The sequence below is a fragment of the Paraniabella hibiscisoli genome, from assembly GCF_022512515.1.
Taxonomy (GTDB): Bacteria; Bacteroidota; Bacteroidia; order Chitinophagales; family Chitinophagaceae; genus Niabella; species Niabella hibiscisoli.
Genome location: NZ_JAKWBK010000001.1, coordinates 2,218,886 through 2,236,835 on the forward strand (window position 1 = coordinate 2,218,886; position 17,950 = coordinate 2,236,835).

Genomic DNA, 17,950 nt, shown 5'->3' on the forward strand with positions numbered 1-17,950 from the left:
CACAATTTGCTTTTAATTCACAACATTTTTTGTTAAAAAAGGTTGGTTGGCGAAATAGTGGTGAAAATGAAGGGTGAAAAGATATTTTAAGGAACAGGAATATGGATAAACGGCTTATTATTAGCGGGTTTTAAAACATAACAAAATTATGAGTAAAGAAATTACATCAAGACAACAGGACTACTCACAATGGTACAATGACCTGGTACTAAAAGGCGGACTGGCTGATTATTCTGCTGTAAGAGGTTGTATGGTGATAAAACCCTATGGTTTTGCCCTTTGGGAAAATATGCGTGATGCGCTGGATAAAATGTTTAAAGACACGGGACATGTGAACGCTTATTTCCCGCTTTTTATACCTAAAAGCTTCTTAAGCAAAGAGGCGGCTCACGTAGAAGGTTTTGCAAAAGAGTGTGCGGTGGTTACGCACTATCGCCTTAAAAATGACCCGGATGGAAAAGGGGTAGTGGTGGATCCTGAAGCAAAGTTGGAAGAGGAACTGATCGTTCGGCCTACGAGTGAAACAATTATCTGGAATACTTATAAAGACTGGATACAGTCTTACCGCGATTTACCCATTTTGGTAAATCAATGGGCGAATGTGGTTAGATGGGAGATGCGCACCCGCCTGTTTTTGCGTACCGCTGAATTTTTGTGGCAGGAAGGTCATACTGCGCACGCAACGCAGGAAGAGGCAGAGATTGAAGCAAAAAAATGTTGGATGTGTATGCGGAGTTTGTAGAAGAGTTTATGGCCGTTCCGGTAATAAAAGGGGTGAAAACAGAAAGTGAACGCTTTGCGGGCGCCGTTGATACCTATTGTATTGAAGCGCTGATGCAGGATGGTAAAGCACTACAGGCTGGTACCTCGCATTTTTTGGGGCAAAATTTTGCAAAAGCTTTTGATGTTCAATACCTTACGAAAGAGAATAAGCAGGAGTATGTTTGGGCTACCAGCTGGGGTGTTAGCACGAGGCTAGTAGGCGCATTGGTGATGGCGCATAGCGACGACGAAGGTTTGATCTTACCTCCGAAAATTGCTCCATTACAGGTAGTAATTGTACCTATTTATAAAGGAGAAGAGCAAAAGGCGTTAATTGACGCCAGGGCTACAGAGATACTAGCTGACCTTAAAACCATGGGCATAAGGGCTAAATATGATGATAATGATAATAACAGGCCGGGCTGGAAATTTGCGGAATATGAGCTGAAAGGTGTTCCGGTTCGTGTAACCCTGGGCGCGCGAGACCTGGCAAACAACCAGATAGAAATTGCCCGCAGGGATACGAAAGCCAAAGAGTTGATTCATGCCGATGGAATCAGCCAGTACATTGACGGATTATTACTGGATATCCAGAACAACATGTTTAAAAAGGCGAAAACCTACCGGGATGAACACATTACCAAAGCCGACTCCTGGGAGGAATTTGTACAGCTCTTAGATAACAAAGGCGGTTTTATTTTGGCTCATTGGGATGGTACCGCTGAAACGGAAAACGAGATCAAAGAAAAAACAAAAGCTACTATTCGCTGTATCCCTATCGATGAAATGGGAGTTGAAGAGGGTGTTTGTGTATTGAGTGGTAAGCCTTCTAAGCGACGCGTACTTTTTGCAAGAGCATATTAGTAGTATTACTTTTGGGAATAAATATATCAGCCGGGAGATTTCAGAGTTTCCTGGCTTTTTTCATTGCAGACGGCAATAAAAAAGATCCCTGAAAGGATCTTTTTACATTTAAAATGAGGTTGTTATACTTAATTCTTTTTGATCAAAGCGGTCATAGGGTTACGCAGGTTTTCAAAGCTGGTCATATCAATTCTTACCTTACCTACTATAATCGGGCTTTCAATTCTAACGGGTACGTGATTGGCATCGTCCGTTACCCAAACCGTCATTTGTTCACCACCTTCAAAAATGGTTCCTTTTATAGTTAAAGGTTTGAATTTGATAGTATTAAACTTGCCGTATTTGGTACTTACCACTTCTTTTCCGAGGTAACGTACATACATCGAATGCACTTCGTTGTCCAGGAAAACATTAAAAGGTATTCTGTCGTTCACTTTTAAGCCGTTAAAATTGATATTTCTGGCATAAAAAACAGCGCTTACCACGTCATGTGCACAAGCAGGCATTTTAAAAACGCCTTCGCTGCTGATAGCGGTATTGGCTGCACGATTAAAATTGACGTTCTGGTATTTTTTATAGCCGCCTTCGTCTATGTTTCTTACAAATTTTAGAGGGAGCAAACTTTCGGCATCCATATAAGTTTCATAAGTGTCCTTTGCTTTGTAAGCCCACTCGTAGGAAGGCAAAGTATGTCCTTCGCCCACTACATGATATACATTTTTACCGTTTAATTTTTCCAGTGTGGTTGTGAAAGATCCTGCTCCGGCGGTAACATTAATCAGTTTGGCTGCTGTGTAATAAACAACAAAGCCCACTTTTTCCCCGGCTTTAAAAGCAGTATTGGTAATCCCGCATTTTTGTACAGATTCGTTTTCTTTCACAGCCGGCAGCCTGGTATTAGCCATTGCGGCAATAGCAAAAAGAGAGAGTACAGATAATTTAAGTGCTTTCATTTCTATTTTTAAAAATATTCTTAATCCCCAGTATCAGCAAGCTCCCGATCAGGGCCGGAAATACCAGGTTTATTAACCATATACTTAACGAAGTTAAGCTTACGCCCAAATGGTTGGTTGTAAATAATCCCATAAGCTGGATGCTTAATTCGTTTTTTAAGCCCAGGTCAGTAAAAAGTGCAATAGTGGGTATTATTGCCATCACTAAAAACATCACACTTATTCCCATCCAGCTTTGAAATACAGTTACATTTACATCGAACAGCTGAAACAGTAAAAAATACTGCAGGCTAAACACTGAAAACCGTATCACAGACAAAGACAAGAACTTTACAAGCAACGTTGCATTGATATGCTCAATAGCCTCAATGGCCCACGAAAATTTACTGACCTGCGGCAATTTATCAATAATTTTTATTAGCCAGGGCAGCCGGAAATAAAATAACAGTAGTGTAACAATAATAATGGCCGAAACCCATACAAAAGCATTGATAAATGCCTGTGTAGCAATGCCTGCGAGTACCAGATCCTGCTTTATAAATAGTAATGCGGCCAGGCCCATTGCAAATGTGACGATGAGCTGGCTCATATTCGCAACAACGGTCAAAGAAATTGCTTTGATGCGGTTCCCTTCGCTCATATAGAGCACCCGCCCAAAATATTCCCCAATACTGTTGGGTGTACTGATAGAAAAGGATATGCCGGAAAGAATGGCTTTAAACGCCCTTCCGAAACTAATATGTTGAACCCTCTTTACCGCAAGCATCCACTTATAGGCTTCCAGTCCCCAATTAACTATCATTAGGACTACTGTTATTAAAAGGAAGAGGATATTGGTGCTGGCCAGCGATGATTTAATACGGGAAAGGGACGCTTCGAGGCCTTTCTGACTGCCGATCTGATTATAAATAGACCAGGCCAGCCAAATAAAGAGCACCGGCCCCAAAAAGTAATTGATGAATATTTTAATATTTTTGTTCACCTTCACAAGAAGGTAAAAATAATATCTGTTTGCAAGAATCTTCCAAAATAATATTGGGTATTGATCCTGGAACCATCATTATGGGTTATGGGATCATCGCTTGTCAGCGGCAAAAAATACAGTTGCTGGAAATGCACGCGTTAAAACTGCCGGCAAAAAAGAGCAACTACGAAAGGTTGAACCTCATCCACCAAAAAGTAACAGAACTTATTAAGACCTACCGACCGACAGAGTTTGCTATTGAAGCGCCATTTTTCGGAAAAAACGTACAAAGTATGTTAAAACTGGGTCGTGCGCAGGGGGTAGCTATTGCAGCAGCAATGCATTATGATCTACCCATAACAGAGTATTCTCCTAAGAAAGTAAAGCTGGCGGTAACCGGTAATGGTAATGCAGAGAAGGAGCAGGTATGGAAAATGCTGCAGCAAACTATGAATATCAAGGAATTGCCACAATATTTTGATGCAACCGATGCGCTGGCAGTAGCGGTGTGCCATCATTACCAGATCTTATCGCCTATTCCTTCTTCCGGTAGTTTCAAAGGTTGGGATGACTTCATTAAGAAAAATCCTGAAAGGGTAAAGTAAGCAGTTTGAGAACTGCCAGGGAAATTGAGTAAATTGCAAGTAAGATGGCCAGAGCGGAAAAAAATATGAGATAACGGAAGAAGAGGATTTGTCTTCGGTGGTAAACGAGCCCGAGGTGCCGTTCATGAAGTGTTTCTCTTCACAAGAAGAAGCTGAACATTACAACATAAAGAAGCGACTGCAAAAGTCAGATATGGAACGCTTACAGACCCTTTGCCGGCTGATACGAATAGGTAAAATGTTATCCGGAGCCAAAACTGTAGGGTAATTCTTAATAAAGGGTTATCGTGAAAAAATAAAAAGAATTCAGGAAGAGGGAGATGGTAATTCATAGCCTCTAAAATTGATCATTTATTAACTTTTCAATCCTCAAACCTGCCAATTTTCCCATACTCCCCTTATCTTTGCGCCAAATTTCAGCGAATTATGGGTTCTAACGGCTTCAAATCCTTTATAGTAGCGGCTTTCAGCCTATTTTTAGTCTTTGCAGGACAATCTGCTTTTGCGCAGCATGAAGAAGGGCACGAATCTGCCCCGGCAGAACAGCATGAGGCTGGCGAACATGGGGCAGCTACAGAATCGGCTTTTAACCCGGGCGAAGCTATCCTGCATCACATTGCTGACTCGCATGAGTTTCACTTCTTTAATTTTAAAAAGAGTGATGGTACCGAGTTTCACGCTACTTTACCTTTACCGGTTTTGGTATATTCTCCGCAAAGAGGTTTTTCGGCTTTTATGTCTTCCAAATTCCACCACGGACATGAAGTGTATAATGGCTACAAGCTGGAGCATGATAAAGTAGTACCTGTTGACGCTAATGGTAATGTAGATGAGTCTGTAAAGGTTTTCGACTTCTCTATTACTAAGAACGTATCACAAATGTTATTGGCTCTGATCGTTTTAGTATTGATCTTAACGTCGCTGGCTAAAAAATACCTGAAAGGTCAGGGTGTAACATCGGCTCCCAAGGGTTTTCAGAATGCAGTAGAGCCGGTTATTACTTTTGTACGTGATGATATTGCCAAACCCAACCTGGGTCCTAAATACAAGAAGTACCTGCCTTACCTGTTAACTGTATTTTTCTTTATTTTAATTAATAACATTTTTGGGTTACTGCCTGGTGCCGCCAACGTTACCGGTAACATTGCTTTCACAGCAGTTATGGGTATTATATCTTTCTTTGTCATTCTGTTCAGCACCAATAAGCATTATTGGGAGCACGTATTTTGGTTCCCCGGCGTACCTCTTCCGGTAAAAATCCTGATGATCCCAGTGGAGTTGCTAGGTGTATTTACAAAGCCTTTCGCGTTGATTGTGCGTTTATTTGCGAACATGACTGCGGGACACATTATTATCCTGAGCTTTATCAGCCTGATATTCATCTTCGGAGAAATGAGTAAAGGAGCAGGATATGCATTCTCACCTGTTTCTATAGCGTTTGCCGTATTTATTTACGTAATTGAGATACTGGTTGCATTTATCCAGGCGTATATTTTCACCAATCTTACTGCTGTGTTTATTGGTGGTGCTATTGGTGATCATCATTACGAAGAAGATGTGCATCCGCATCATTAATTTGTTTTCTATTTTTAATTATATATAAAATCACAATCATGGATTTATTAAACACTTTGTTGGAAGTAACTGGTAGCTGGTCTCACGTAGGTGGAGCTATTGGCGCTGGTTTAGCAGCAATTGGTGCTGGTTTGGGTATTGGCCAAATCGGTAAAGGTGCTACCGAAGGTATCGCTCGTCAGCCAGAAGCTGCAAACGACATTCGTGGTGCTATGATCTTAACTGCAGCCTTTATCGAGGGTGTTGCCCTGTTTGCGGTAATCGCAGGCTTATTGGCTGTATTGAAGTAATAGCTTCATCAAAAATTTTACTGCATCTAAAGCAAAGGGCGGCGGGTGCAGTATTAATTTAGTTCTTTATTATGTCGATATCAGTATTTTGATCTAAAGATCGTGATACTGCTATATATCATATCAACTATTAGTTTACATGTTTAAAAGTTGAAAGGTTTACAGGTGCGCCCTGTTAACTTGTCAACTTATAACTTATCAACTTTATAAAACAATGGGATTAGTTACTCCAGACCTCGGTTATTTTGTATGGGCACTTGTAGCCTTCTTAGTGGTATTCCTGATACTGAAAAAGTTTGCCTGGAAACCTATTTTAAAATCTTTAAACGAGCGTGAGCAAAATATTGCCGGCGCTATTGCTTCTGCTGAAAAAGTAAAAGCAGAAATGGCCCAGTTGCAAAATGAGAACGAAGCTTTATTAGCTAAAGCGCGTGAAGAAAGAGCCGCTTTATTGAAAGAAGCACGCGAGACAAAGGATAAGATCATTAACGAAGCGAAAGAGCAGGCTAAAACGGAAGCATCCAAAATTATTGCTGATGCTCAGCAGGCTATTAATGCTCAGAAAATGGCTGCTTTAACCGAAGTGAAAAATGAAGTGGGCAAGCTGGTTGTAGAAGTAAGCGAGAAAATTCTGAAACAGGAATTGAGCGGGGCTAACAAACAGGAAGCACATATCAACAGTTTGGTTGACAGTGTTAAATTGAACTAGTCGATTTTAGATCGGTTAGCAGGGTAGTAAGAATATTAATCTGAAATATTAAATTGTAATTATAAAATGCTGAATCCCCGGTTAGCACATAGATACGCAAAAGCACTACTGGATATTGCGGTAGAAAAAGGACAGTTGGATCAGGTGTTTGCAGATATTCAGTGGTTGCAGGCTGTATGTAAATCTAACAGCGATTTTGTGAGTTTGCTGCGTAGCCCTATTATTAAGGCAGACAAAAAGCAGAAGATTGTTGAGGCTGTAGCTAAAGGCAATATTGGTGAGATTACTACTGGTTTTATCCGTTTGCTGATAAGCAAGGCAAGGGAGTCTTATTTACCAGAAATACTTACCGAGTTTGTGTCTTTATATAAGAGACATAATAATATCAATACGGTAAAGCTTACAACTGCTGTTGCTGTTAGTGATGCTACCAGGGATGGTATTATTGCACAGGTGAAGAAAGCAGCAGGTGTTGAAAAAGTAGAATTGGAAGAAACGGTAAATCCTGATATTATTGGAGGTTTTGTGTTGGAGATGGGCGATAAGATGGTAGATGCCAGTATCGCCTATGATCTTAGAGAGGTGGCTAAGCAATTTAAGAATAACGACTTTATTTATAAGGTACGATAGGATATTCTTGAATACCAGAGATTATTGAGTCTGCAATATATTGCAGACTTTTTATGCATGCAACTCTCCCTTAAACATTATCGTCTTGTGGTTACCAATTTAACTTTATGAGGATACCACCTTTTTTAATTATTCTTTTTGTTCTTACCGGATCGATTTTGCCAGCTAGTGCACAGAATAGAATTAGCAATATTGATCTACCTGCAGCGCAGCAGTTGCACAAAATCAAATTATCCGTTTTAGGGCTTACGTACCAATGGGAGAAACCTGTTAGCCGTAAATCGGTGATTACGCTTGAAGGCGGTGTCGCTGGTGGTATGTCTTTTAGCGCAGGTTCTGTTAGCGGGACCGAATTTCGGTATGCAATAGTTCCCGAATTGGGCATCGGTTTTAGAAACTACTATAACCTGGACAAACGTTTTAAGAAAGGAAAGAAAATAGATAATAATGCCGCCAATTTTATAGCAACAGATGTTTTTATAAACGGTAATCCAATCCTGTCTTCGGGCAACATAACAGCACGGGAAGCGGTTGGCCTTACAGCTGCCTGGGGTATGCAGCGATCTTTGTCCTCTCGAATAAATTTTGAGTGGCAGGCCGGTGTAATCGGCGGCACCGATTTTAAAGATTGGGTGATAGCCCCGAACTTGAGAATTGCTTTTAGCTTTTTAGCAGGGAAGAGAGGTTCCCATTAAAATTGCTATTTTTTTTACTATATAATTGCCAACTTCGCTTCCATCATCTTTCAGCATTTTTAAAGAAAGCTCCTGTTGATTGGCTTTTACTTTTATCAGCGTTCTGTTACCATCTTTAGGTCCGCCTCCAATAATGATGGGGTAGCTATGTTTACCTTTTTCGGGTGCAAACACTCCGAACTTGTGGGTGTGGCCTGAGATTACTATGTCAACTTTATATTGATCAAAAAGCGGTGCAAATAATTCACGGCAATGAAGGGGACCATGCCAATCGCCCGAGTAAAAGTGAGGGATATGCATCATTACTACTCTGAACGGTGCTTTTTTAAAGGCTGGAGTTTGCATCTCTTTTTCCAGCCAGGCGGCTTGTTCCCTGCGATACGAATCAAAATCTACAACACCTGCATACACAGCGCATCATCCGGCTTGTCTTCGCCGGTGTCAAGCACAATATTATAAACAGGCCCCCATTGGTAAGAGTAGTAATATTTACCAGAAGGCGATGTAAAATAGTCAGCCAGTTCGCGACTGTACTTGCCTCTTGTTTCATGATTTCCTCTTACAAAAAGAAAGGGTTTGCTACTTGCAAAGCTCTCCAGGCAGGGCGCGAGCATGTGGTTGATGATCTGCTGTTCGTCGGTTTGATAGTCGAACATATCACCGTTAAAGAACACATAGTCGTACGGATCATTTCCATTCAGCTTCATTAGGTGAGGTATAGATTGAGGACGATCGTGAATGTCATTCATGATCAGCCAACTCACTTCTTTGGCTTTGGGTTCTACAGTTTTGAAAGTACGGGTATCACTGGTAATGCTTTCTCCATAAACCAGCTTATAAGGTTGAAATTCGAGAATTTCTTTAGAAACTACACGATAGGTATAGGTTGTATTAGGTTTTAAATTGCTTAAACGAACTGCATTCACCCTATTGTAAGCATTTACCAAACCATCTTTAATTTCATGCGCTTTTTGATTGAGCTGATCTCCTTCTCCATATTCTACCCAGCTATAACAAAGCTTGTTGGTAATCCACATAATGCTCATTCCATTTTCTGAGGGAGCCTGCAGGTAAGGCTGTGACAAAAAGATATGTCCTTCTGCGGGATGGGCTGACAGCTCATTTATGTTTTTTACAAGGGGTGTTGTGTTACCAACGCCCAATACACCCAGAAGACTTGCTTTGGATATATTTCCAATAAAATCCCGGCGTTTTAATGACGACTTTGTTTGCATAACAGGAGTATTTAGTTCGATGGACTTATAATACGTTCTAACCCATCTTTAGCAGGGCGTGTAAATTTTTATAAAGATAGGAGATGGCGCAGGTTATTTGCAGCGCAAACGTTTGAACTAAATGTTATCTTTCAGTACCGTCTTAAATCTGAGGATAGTTAACGACGCTATGAATTTTTATTTCTAACGCGTTTATAAATCCTGATGGCTAGCATCAAAATGATTACCAAAAGTACCGTGCCTACAAGTCCCCAAACCAGGCTGATGCCTTGTTTTACTACCACAAGCATCACAATGCTGATCAAAAGAAGGGTGGCTGCTTCATTCCACATTCTCAGTTGCTGGGAGCTGAGCGTGAATAGACCTTTTAATTGTTGTTTGAAAATGCGATGCGTGTATAAATGATATCCATAAAGAAAAACCACTAAAATCAGTTTAAGCAACAACCATAAACCTTCTTTGTGTAGTAAAACAGATTGCCAGGAACCCTTAAAGAGAACGGAGAGCCCAAAGATCAAAGTTAAAATTGCCGATGGCCAGGTTATGCCGTACCAGAGCCTTTTCATCATAATGGCGAACTGTGATTGCAATGCCTGTTTCACTGCAGGTTCTTTATCATTGGCTTCTACGTTGTATATAAGCAGACGCGGCATGTAGAACAGGCCCGCAAACCAGGTTACAACAAAAATGATGTGAATGGCTTTGAAATATAAGTAAGACATGTGAATAGTCAATAGTGAATGGTCAATGGAGAGGTGATTAGTGTTGCATTCTGGCGTTTATTAGTCCCGTTACCAGTTTAAATGAATTTTGCAAATCAATCCCCAATTGACTTAGTGGTAAATTTTTTAAATAGTTTAAGGCTTCAGCAGCATCAAGAATTGCATCAATCTCAACAACCGAACCTCTGGCTATTTCAAAAAATCTTTTTGTTCAGCTTCTGACTTCCTCGATGCTCCTTCGGCGATGTTTAACAAATTAGATAATGCGGCTCTTCTCATTTGAGATGCCATGGCAAACTTCTCGTAATCGGGCAGAGCATGACAAAGTCTATAACATTCAATTAAAAGATTTTTAGACACTTTATAAGCTTCCAGGTTTTGATGATTTAATTTTAAAAACATAGGTAATAATTTAGCATCTTAAAGGTACCTAAAAGTCTTTATTCACTCTTCACCTGACTACTCACTTTCTTTCGATATAATTTTGGGATGATGAGTTACTGCAAAATTGAGGGAATTAGCAATAAAACAAAACTTATTGGCTTCAGCATGTAGCTCTTGAGCTTTGGCCGCCATTTCTTTTGACGAAACAGTGACAACCGGATGTAAGGTTACCGAGATAAATCGTCCGCTGCCATTGTTTTGTTCCTCCATGATCCCCTCGGCATTGTCTTCATAATGGAGCACTATAATCCCATTCGCACTGCATAAATGCAGGAACCAAAGCATGTGACAGTTAGAAATAGAAGCCAGAAATAACTCTTCGGGATTATATTTAGCCGGATTCCCTCTAAAGGATGGATCTGAGCTGGCTGCTATTTCCGGTTTATTTGCAACAGCAATGATATGGTCTCTTGAGTAACTGGTGTATTCAATTGTGCCGTTGTCATCATGCCAGGAAACAAGGGTTTTATAATGATGTTTTTTTGTCATACAATGAAAAAGCCCCTGAGCGGCTTTAAGCTTATTGATTAATAGACATTCTTTCGTACGGAGCGTCTTTGGCTTCGTCGATCAATTGCACCAAGGCATCTACCCATATATCACTGGTATTAACGCAGGGGATATACTCATATTTTTCTCCTCCGTTGGCTATAAAATCCTCCTTACCTCTTTCTTCAATTTCTTCCAGTGTTTCCAGGCAGTCGCTGATAAAAGAAGGACAAACTACCTTCATTTTCTTTACGCCTTCCTTAGGAAGGTTAGGCAGGCGCTCCTGTGTGCTGGGCAATAACCAGGGGTCGCGGCCCAGGCGGCTTTGATAACTTTGGGCCCACTGGTTTTTCTTTAATCCTAATTTTTTAGCAACCAGTTCGCTGGTCATGGTTACCTGGTGCCGGTAACAGGTAGGGTGTGAGTCGCTGGATTTATAACAGCAATTATCTACCTGCATGCAATGTTGTTTAGTAGGGTCTGTTTTGAGTACATGACGTTCAGGAATGCCGTGATAGCTAAATAGCAGCTGGTCGTAATCATCCTGTAAATAAGGCTTCATACTTTCCGCTAAAGCGTTGATATAGGCGGGATGCTTATAAAAAGGCGGTACGGTCTTTAATTCAAAGCTGTAATTATATTTTTTGTGGATTTCCTTCATATAAACCACAGCTGTTTCCCAGCTGCTCATGGCGTAATGAGGATATAAAGGTACCAGGATCACTTCTTCCAGGTCTGGCATTTTCTTTAATAAATTATCGTAGGCTGTTTTAGGGTTGGGCTTACGATAACGCATGGCGATTTCAACAGGTTCTGTCACTTTTTCCTGCAGCGCTTTTTGCAGGCGCTCAGTAAGCACTACTAATGGAGAGCCCTCTTCCCACCAGATGGTTTTGTAAGCTTCAGCTGATTTGGGAGCCGGGTTGGTACAATAATCCCCTTTACGAGTAAGGTTCTTAGCCAAAGAGGTTTGTCTATTACCCGCTCATCCATCAAAAATTCCTTCAGATACACTTTCAGATCAGGTACACTGGTACTGTCGGGCGAACCCAAGTTCATTAATATAATTCCTGTTTTCATTATTCAGTTCGAAGCAGTTTTTAAATGGCTGCTTTAAGGGTATTCTGACAAGGCTTGCTATATCTGCATATAGTATTGAGCAGTTTATGTATACGATACCATCCCTGTCTGAATGGACGGGAGTAGCGTTCAATAGTTATTCTTAAGCCAGATCAAAATTTTTTTGCAAAGGTAACAAATAGTTGTGGCGACGCCGCTAAGTAAAGTATGATTTTGATCATATTATACAATGATATCTTTTTTGCCCAGATGACATTTTTATGACGTGCAGATGGACAACCTTATATACATTTGCACCACTCAAATGTCTGCAGAAGATTTTCATATTTCAAAACAAGTACTCGATAGGTTTTGCGTTGCGGGAATCAACTACCACAAGGCGGATACCGCTACCCGGGGCCTGTTTTCCATTAATAACGACCAGTTTGCAAAACTGGCATTAGCTGCCAAAGCAGCCGATCTAAAAAGTGTTTTTGTTGTTTCCACCTGTAACCGTACCGAAATTTATGGTTTTGCCGAGTCGGTAATGCAGTTGGTGAACCTTTTATTAGACCAGTGCCGTGCGGACCGGAGCACTTTTTTTGAGTATGCTTATTTAAAGAACGGCAATCCGGCGTTACAGCATTTGTTTAATGTGGCTTCTGGTTTGGATTCACAAATATTGGGAGACTACGAAATACTGGGACAGATTAAAAAAGCAATAGATCTGTCAAAAGCCAACAATATGATCGGTCCGGTGATGGATCGTACCCTGAATTTTGTATTTCAGGCCTCAAAAAGAGTGAAAACGGATACCGCGCTTAGCAATGGAACTGTTTCGGTATCGTTTGCTGCCATTGAATTATTGCAGGCGATTCCGGACCTGACTGAAAAAAGATATTAGTGATAGGGGCAGGTAAATTTGGTGCGAATGTTTGCAAAAACCTGGTGACCTACTTTCCTGGTGTAAGCCTTACGGTAATGAACCGCACTGATGACACGGCTTATGCATTGTCACAGGCCAGCCGGATTTTATTTTCATCTTATAAAGACAAAAGCGAAGCCATTGCAGAGGCTGATGTAGTTATTGTATGCACCAATGCCAATGAGCCTACAGTGCTGCCTTCGCACTTTAACGAAACCGATGACAAGCTGATTCTCGACCTCTCGGTTCCGGTGAATGTACACCCTGATGTAAAACAAATGAAGGGTAAGCTGGTGATTGATGTGGATGAGATTTCTACTACTATTTTAGATAAAACCCTGGCTAAGCGGAGGGACGAAGTGCCTAAAGCGGAAGCCATTATAGAGTATTACACCCAGGAGTTCTGGCAGTGGTTAAAAGACTATCGTTATGCCCTGCATTTAAAAACCTGGAAAAGTAAGCTCGAAGAAATTGATAAATTGCAACTGCATCCTTGTGAGTTTGCCAGAGATGCGCAGCTAAAACAACAAACGGTGAAAGCCCAGAAGGCCGTAAAACAATTAGCTGTAAATCTGAAAACAAAAAATGATAAAGGCTGTCAGTTCATCAATTTGATCAATGATTACCTGCAAATGTCCTGATGCAAAATAATCCTATCCGAATCGGAACCAGAGAAAGTCAGCTGGCAGTATGGCAAGCCGACCTGGTAAAAAAACTACTCGAAGACAATGGCCACGCTGCAGAGCTGGTTTTTATAAAAAGCGAAGGCGATATCGACCTCGTTACCCCTTTATATGCAATGGGCGTGCAAGGCGTATTTACCCGTAGTCTTGATGCTGCTTTGTTGAATAACCGCATTGATATAGCCGTACATAGCATGAAAGATGTGCCGGTGCAATTGCCGCAAGGTATTGTGCAGGCTGCGGTGCTGGAAAGGGCGAGCTATAAAGATATTTTAGTTTACAGAGAGCAGTTGACGGATGATAGTATCACGCAGATCCGTCAGGGATTTCAGTCAACTGACAACCAACAACTGTCATCTCTCCTTATTGCTACCAGCAGTATTCGTCGCAAAGCACAGTGGCTCAATCGTTATCCCGGTAGTGTTGTAGAGAATTTGCGGGGCAATGTTAATACCCGTTTAAAGAAAGTAGAAGAGAGTAATTGGCATGGAGCCATTTTTGCGGCGGCAGGCCTGGATCGGATCAATGTAAGGCCTCAAAGCAGCATTGACCTCGATTGGATGTTACCGGCTCCTGCGCAAGGTGCCATTATGGTGGTATCCCGTAGCGGAGACGAGAAAATATTGGATGCTTTCGCGCCAATCAATCATGCTGACACAGCCACTGCCGTTAAGGTAGAAAGAGATTTCCTGAGCGCATTGATGGGCGGCTGTTCTACCCCGATAAGCGCATTGGCTGAAGTTACCCCGGATCATATCCTGTTTAAAGGGAATATTATATCGCCTGATGGCTTGCAAAAAGTAGCTGTTGAACTCACTTTTGGTAAAGAAGAGGCCAATGAAGCCGGAACAAGTGCGGGACAGCAGGTTTTAGAGCAGGGTGGTCGTGAAATTGTGAATGCATTTAAAAATGCAAAATAGAAGGATACAAATATTAAGTACTAAAATCCTTGATGAGGCACTCCTTGCAGAAGCAGCCAATCATGAAATTGACATTGCCTGTCTTCCTTTTATTGAGACACAGGCTGTCGCTGATGAGGATCTCATTGATTCCCTCAAGCGCTTAAGTGGTCAACCCATCACTGCTATATTTACCAGTTCGAGATCTGTTACAGCGGTATCTGCACTGATAAAGGAAAGCGTTAGCTGGAATATTTATTGCCTTTTCGGGGCTACAAAAGAACAGGTACAGATACATTTTCCTCAATCAACCGTATATGCAACAGTTGCAGATAGTGCTTCATTAGCAGAAGAAATAATAGCAGCTGGAATTAAAGAAGCTTATTTTTTTGTGGCGATAAAAGAATGGACACCATCCCTGAAAAGCTGGCTGGCAAAACCGATTTAAAGCAATTGATTGTGTATACCACGCACGAAGTAGCTCATGCCATAACACAGTTGTTTGATGGTATATTGTTTTTTAGTCCGAGCGCTGTCAAAAGCTTTTGCAGTGTGAACAAGGTGGGGCTGCACACTATTTGTTTTGCAGTAGGGAATACAACAGCAGGATCTTTAAAGCCTTTTACCCAAAACATAGTGGTTGCTGCTACCGCAAGCGGGCAGGCAATGATTGATAAGGTGAAAGAGCAGTTTAGTCAAATATAAAGAAGCAAAGAAATATTTTAAGTAATCAAAAGATGAAAAGAGATACTACTATAAAAAATGATTTATTGATCAGGACCTTATTGGGTGAACCCACAGAACGCACACCTGTATGGATGATGCGTCAGGCGGGGCGTTATTTACCAGAGTATATCAGGTTAAGAGAGAAATATTCTTTTTTGAAAGATGCCAGAACCCGGAGTTGGCTTGTGAAATTACTTTACAGCCGGTAGATATTGTAGGTGTTGATGCCGCAATATTATTTTCTGACATATTGGTAGTACCCCAGGCAATGGGACTGGAAGTGCAGTTGATAGAAAAACAGGGACCTTTATTACCTGACCCGATAAAAACGCAAAGTGACCTAAGCCGCGTTAAAGTGCCTGATGTAAATGATACGCTTCATTATGTATTTGATGCGATTAAATTGATCAAGCAGGAACTGAACGGAAGGGTTCCCTTAATCGGTTTTGCAGGTGCACCATGGACTTTACTTTGTTATATGGTACAGGGCAAGGGCAGTAAGACTTTTGATGAAGCCAAGGGGTTTTGCTACCAGAACCCGGAGTTGGCGCATACCTTGTTACAAATGATCACAGATACTACTATCCAATATTTAAAAGGCCAGATAGCCGCCGGTGCTGATACCGTACAGATATTTGATAGCTGGGGTGGTTTATTAAGCAAACATGATTTTGAAGCTTTTTCGTTGCAATATATCCGCCAGATAGTAGCTGCGGTAAAAGAGGATGCCCCTACCATCGTTTTTGCAAAAGGGGCCTGGAGCTCTTTAGGTGAAATGGCGGCAACAGGCGCTCACGGATTAGGTATAGATTGGTGCATTGAAGCTCCGGTGGCCAGGCAATTTGCTGGTGCAAACGTAACTTTACAAGGGAACTTTGATCCGGCAAAATTATTATCGCCGGTACCAGTGATACAAAAAGAAGTAACGCAAATGTTAAAGGATTTCGGACCAGGAAGACATGTTGCCAACTTGGGGCATGGTATTCTACCTAATGTACCTGTAGATCATGCCAGGGCATTTGTAGATGCGGTAAAAGAGTTTCGTTTTTAAGTAGCAGCATAGTGAATTGCACAACAATGATCGATACTTAAAGCTTTTTCAATTCAAAGATGGAGGTATGAAAAAGATTGTTGGATTATTAGGGCTATTAGCTTTTTCTGTCTCATTAGTAGCACAGGCGTTATACACACCGCGTAATGTTAGAGCTGCTTATGACAGGGGAACCAGGTCTGTTCAGGGTCTACCTGGTTCAGGTTACTGGCAAAATAAGGGTGTTTATGATATTAGTGTGCGGGTTGAACCGGTATCCAAAACAGTTACGGGTACAGAAACTATTCTGTACAGTAATAACAGTCCTGATACCTTGCAAGAACTTGTTATTCGTTTTGTCAATAATCTGCATAAGCCCGAAGCTCCCCGCTATGATTATTTTTCAAAAGACTTTTTAACGGAGGGGTTGAAAATAAAGACCCTTTCGATTGACCGTTTTGTTTATAAAACAGATGGAACAGATTGGGGAACTGTAAATGCAATTGAGCTGGCAAAGCCTGTAGTTCCGGGGCAACAAGTTGAAGTGAAAATGGAGTGGTCGTACCCGTTGTCTAAAGAAAGTGACCGCGAAGGTCAAATAGATCCTCAGACTTTTTTTGTGCGTATGCCTATCCGCGAATCTCTGTATACGATGATTACAACGGCTGGGACAGATTGCCGCACGCAGGAAGGCAGGAGTTTTATAATGATTTTAATGACTATAACCTGAAAGTGCAGGCTCCTAAAAATTTTGTAGTATGGGCTACAGGAACACTACAAAACGCAGCCGAAGTATTATCGCCGGAGGCTGCTAAAAGATTTACATCATCTCTCTCTACCGCGGATGTAGTTCACGTGGCCACAGCAGCGGAGATGAGAGAAGGAAAAATTACTGCACAGCAAGACTGGAATACCTGGCATTTTACTGCTGAAAATATTACAGATGTAACTTTTGCACTAAGCAATCACTATGTATGGGATGCCGGAAGTATTGTTGTAGATCCGGTTACAGGAAGGAGGGTTAGCATGCAAGCCGCGTATAAAGAGGGTGCCGCAGATTTTAAACAATATGTAAACTGGGGTAAGTATTGTCTTCAATGGTTCTCTTCCAAGTGGCCGGAGTACCCTATCCGTATCCAACCATGACTGCTATACAAGGGTTTGCAGATATGGAGTACCCTATGATGGTTAATGATGCGTCAATTGAGGACTTAAAAGATTCGCGTTTAACCCTCGACCATGAAGTAGCACATACTTATTTTCCTTTTTATATGGGTACCAACGAAACACGTTATGCCTTTATGGATGAAGGTTGGGCAACCGCTTTTGAATACCTTATTGGAATAGAAGAGAATGGTAAAACCTATGCTGATTCTGCGTTTAAAGCATTGCGTGTTCAACGTTATATACAGGATCCTTCAGCTGAACAAGATCAGCCAATTATTACCATGTCATCCCAATTAAGCGGAGTGGGGTATGGTAATAATGCTTATGTAAAACCGGCATTGGCTTACCTGGCACTTAAAGATCTGTTAGGAGATACACTGTTCAAAAAAGCTTTGCATCAATACATGGTCAACTGGAATGGTAAGCATCCTATTCCCTGGGACTTTTTTATTCTTTTAATACAGCTACTCAACAAAACCTGAACTGGTATTGGAATAACTGGTTTTTTAGCAATAATTATATCG

At 41.3% G+C, this 17,950-nt stretch carries 23 protein-coding genes and 2 pseudogenes; 17 read left to right on the plus strand and 8 right to left on the minus strand.

The features are described from left to right. The first annotated feature begins 148 nt into the window (after positions 1-148). On the plus strand, positions 149-742 hold the full coding sequence (locus MKP07_RS43765; RefSeq protein ID WP_317235817.1) for an aminoacyl--tRNA ligase-related protein: 594 nt from the start codon (positions 149-151) through the stop codon (positions 740-742). Next, a complete protein-coding gene (locus MKP07_RS43770) occupies positions 724-1,626 on the plus strand; it encodes a His/Gly/Thr/Pro-type tRNA ligase C-terminal domain-containing protein (protein ID WP_317235818.1) in 903 nt (300 codons plus the stop codon). The genes MKP07_RS43765 and MKP07_RS43770 overlap by 19 nt, the downstream gene beginning before the upstream one ends. Before the next feature lie 128 nt (positions 1,627-1,754). Here the strand turns inward: MKP07_RS43770 and MKP07_RS14075 are convergent, their stop codons facing one another. Together MKP07_RS14075 and MKP07_RS14080 are read right to left on the minus strand one after the other, a co-directional pair. Beyond that, positions 1,755-2,579 (minus strand): DUF3108 domain-containing protein, encoded by an 825-nt coding sequence (locus MKP07_RS14075; protein ID WP_240847761.1) that lies wholly within the window; start codon positions 2,577-2,579, stop codon positions 1,755-1,757. Continuing rightward, positions 2,566-3,561 carry a lysylphosphatidylglycerol synthase transmembrane domain-containing protein gene (locus tag MKP07_RS14080; RefSeq protein WP_240847762.1) on the minus strand — a complete coding sequence of 332 codons (996 nt, stop codon included), beginning with the start codon at positions 3,559-3,561 and terminating at the stop codon, positions 2,566-2,568. The genes MKP07_RS14075 and MKP07_RS14080 overlap by 14 nt, the downstream gene beginning before the upstream one ends. Positions 3,562-3,590: 29 nt before the next feature. On the opposite strand from MKP07_RS14080, the gene ruvC reads away from it, so the two are divergent. The 6 genes from ruvC to MKP07_RS14110 all read left to right on the plus strand — a co-directional run bounded on the left by ruvC (position 3,591) and on the right by MKP07_RS14110 (position 8,047). Next, positions 3,591-4,148 carry a crossover junction endodeoxyribonuclease RuvC gene (gene ruvC / locus MKP07_RS14085; RefSeq protein ID WP_240847763.1) on the plus strand — a complete coding sequence of 186 codons (558 nt, stop codon included), beginning with the start codon at positions 3,591-3,593 and terminating at the stop codon, positions 4,146-4,148. A gap of 426 nt (positions 4,149-4,574) precedes the next feature. Continuing rightward, a complete protein-coding gene (gene atpB / locus MKP07_RS14090) occupies positions 4,575-5,723 on the plus strand; it encodes a F0F1 ATP synthase subunit A (RefSeq protein WP_240847764.1) in 1,149 nt (382 codons plus the stop codon). A gap of 38 nt (positions 5,724-5,761) precedes the next feature. Further along, positions 5,762-6,013 (plus strand): ATP synthase F0 subunit C, encoded by a 252-nt coding sequence (atpE, locus tag MKP07_RS14095; RefSeq protein WP_114792401.1) that lies wholly within the window; start codon positions 5,762-5,764, stop codon positions 6,011-6,013. A 214-nt stretch (positions 6,014-6,227) separates the two neighbouring features. Next, entirely contained in the window at positions 6,228-6,722 is a 495-nt protein-coding gene (gene atpF, locus MKP07_RS14100; protein WP_240847765.1) for a F0F1 ATP synthase subunit B, read from the plus strand. A gap of 66 nt (positions 6,723-6,788) precedes the next feature. Further along, positions 6,789-7,352 carry an ATP synthase F1 subunit delta gene (gene atpH / locus MKP07_RS14105; protein WP_240847766.1) on the plus strand — a complete coding sequence of 188 codons (564 nt, stop codon included), beginning with the start codon at positions 6,789-6,791 and terminating at the stop codon, positions 7,350-7,352. A 215-nt stretch (positions 7,353-7,567) separates the two neighbouring features. Then, on the plus strand, positions 7,568-8,047 hold the full coding sequence (locus tag MKP07_RS14110; protein WP_240847767.1) for a hypothetical protein: 480 nt from the start codon (positions 7,568-7,570) through the stop codon (positions 8,045-8,047). Here MKP07_RS14110 and MKP07_RS38515 read toward each other — a convergent pair. The 6 genes and pseudogenes from MKP07_RS38515 to hemH all read right to left on the minus strand — a co-directional run bounded on the left by MKP07_RS38515 (position 8,021) and on the right by hemH (position 12,017). Then, positions 8,021-8,458: a metallophosphoesterase family protein gene (locus tag MKP07_RS38515; protein ID WP_317235819.1), complete on the minus strand. Its 438-nt coding sequence runs from the start codon at positions 8,456-8,458 to the stop codon at positions 8,021-8,023. The genes MKP07_RS14110 and MKP07_RS38515 overlap by 27 nt on opposite strands. Further along, positions 8,440-9,282, minus strand: coding sequence for an FN3 domain-containing metallophosphoesterase family protein (locus tag MKP07_RS38520; protein ID WP_262919298.1), 843 nt, complete (start codon positions 9,280-9,282; stop codon positions 8,440-8,442). Before MKP07_RS38520 ends, MKP07_RS38515 begins: the two co-directional genes overlap by 19 nt. A gap of 167 nt (positions 9,283-9,449) precedes the next feature. After that, entirely contained in the window at positions 9,450-10,004 is a 555-nt protein-coding gene (locus MKP07_RS14120) for a CopD family protein (RefSeq protein WP_240847768.1), read from the minus strand. A gap of 189 nt (positions 10,005-10,193) precedes the next feature. Beyond that, a complete protein-coding gene (locus tag MKP07_RS14125; protein ID WP_240847769.1) occupies positions 10,194-10,406 on the minus strand; it encodes a four helix bundle protein in 213 nt (70 codons plus the stop codon). Between the two features lie 57 nt (positions 10,407-10,463). Next, on the minus strand, positions 10,464-10,937 hold the full coding sequence (locus MKP07_RS14130; protein WP_240847770.1) for an OsmC family protein: 474 nt from the start codon (positions 10,935-10,937) through the stop codon (positions 10,464-10,466). 31 nt (positions 10,938-10,968) lie between these two features. Continuing rightward, a pseudogene (gene hemH, locus MKP07_RS14135) lies at positions 10,969-12,017 on the minus strand (ferrochelatase). Between the two features lie 271 nt (positions 12,018-12,288). Here hemH and MKP07_RS14145 point away from each other — a divergent pair. The 9 genes and pseudogenes from MKP07_RS14145 to MKP07_RS14185 all read left to right on the plus strand — a co-directional run bounded on the left by MKP07_RS14145 (position 12,289) and on the right by MKP07_RS14185 (position 17,908). Further along, positions 12,289-12,900, plus strand: coding sequence for a glutamyl-tRNA reductase (locus tag MKP07_RS14145; RefSeq protein WP_240847771.1), 612 nt, complete (start codon positions 12,289-12,291; stop codon positions 12,898-12,900). After that, on the plus strand, positions 12,900-13,562 hold the full coding sequence (locus MKP07_RS14150; protein WP_240847772.1) for an NAD(P)-binding domain-containing protein: 663 nt from the start codon (positions 12,900-12,902) through the stop codon (positions 13,560-13,562). The genes MKP07_RS14145 and MKP07_RS14150 overlap by 1 nt, the downstream gene beginning before the upstream one ends. Further along, positions 13,562-14,524 carry a hydroxymethylbilane synthase gene (hemC, locus tag MKP07_RS14155; protein WP_240847773.1) on the plus strand — a complete coding sequence of 321 codons (963 nt, stop codon included), beginning with the start codon at positions 13,562-13,564 and terminating at the stop codon, positions 14,522-14,524. Before MKP07_RS14150 ends, hemC begins: the two co-directional genes overlap by 1 nt. Further along, a complete protein-coding gene (locus tag MKP07_RS14160; protein WP_240847774.1) occupies positions 14,514-14,951 on the plus strand; it encodes a uroporphyrinogen-III synthase in 438 nt (145 codons plus the stop codon). The genes hemC and MKP07_RS14160 overlap by 11 nt, the downstream gene beginning before the upstream one ends. Then, on the plus strand, positions 14,909-15,208 hold the full coding sequence (locus MKP07_RS14165; protein ID WP_240847775.1) for a uroporphyrinogen-III synthase: 300 nt from the start codon (positions 14,909-14,911) through the stop codon (positions 15,206-15,208). The genes MKP07_RS14160 and MKP07_RS14165 overlap by 43 nt, the downstream gene beginning before the upstream one ends. A 113-nt stretch (positions 15,209-15,321) precedes the next feature. Continuing rightward, positions 15,322-16,280 (plus strand): annotated as a pseudogene (hemE, locus tag MKP07_RS14170) (uroporphyrinogen decarboxylase). A gap of 67 nt (positions 16,281-16,347) precedes the next feature. Beyond that, entirely contained in the window at positions 16,348-16,989 is a 642-nt protein-coding gene (locus MKP07_RS14175) for a gluzincin family metallopeptidase (protein ID WP_240847776.1), read from the plus strand. Continuing rightward, positions 16,935-17,405, plus strand: coding sequence for a gluzincin family metallopeptidase (locus tag MKP07_RS14180; RefSeq protein ID WP_240847777.1), 471 nt, complete (start codon positions 16,935-16,937; stop codon positions 17,403-17,405). The genes MKP07_RS14175 and MKP07_RS14180 overlap by 55 nt, the downstream gene beginning before the upstream one ends. Next, positions 17,402-17,908, plus strand: coding sequence for a M1 family aminopeptidase (locus tag MKP07_RS14185; RefSeq protein WP_240847778.1), 507 nt, complete (start codon positions 17,402-17,404; stop codon positions 17,906-17,908). Before MKP07_RS14180 ends, MKP07_RS14185 begins: the two co-directional genes overlap by 4 nt. Positions 17,909-17,950: the final 42 nt, after the last annotated feature.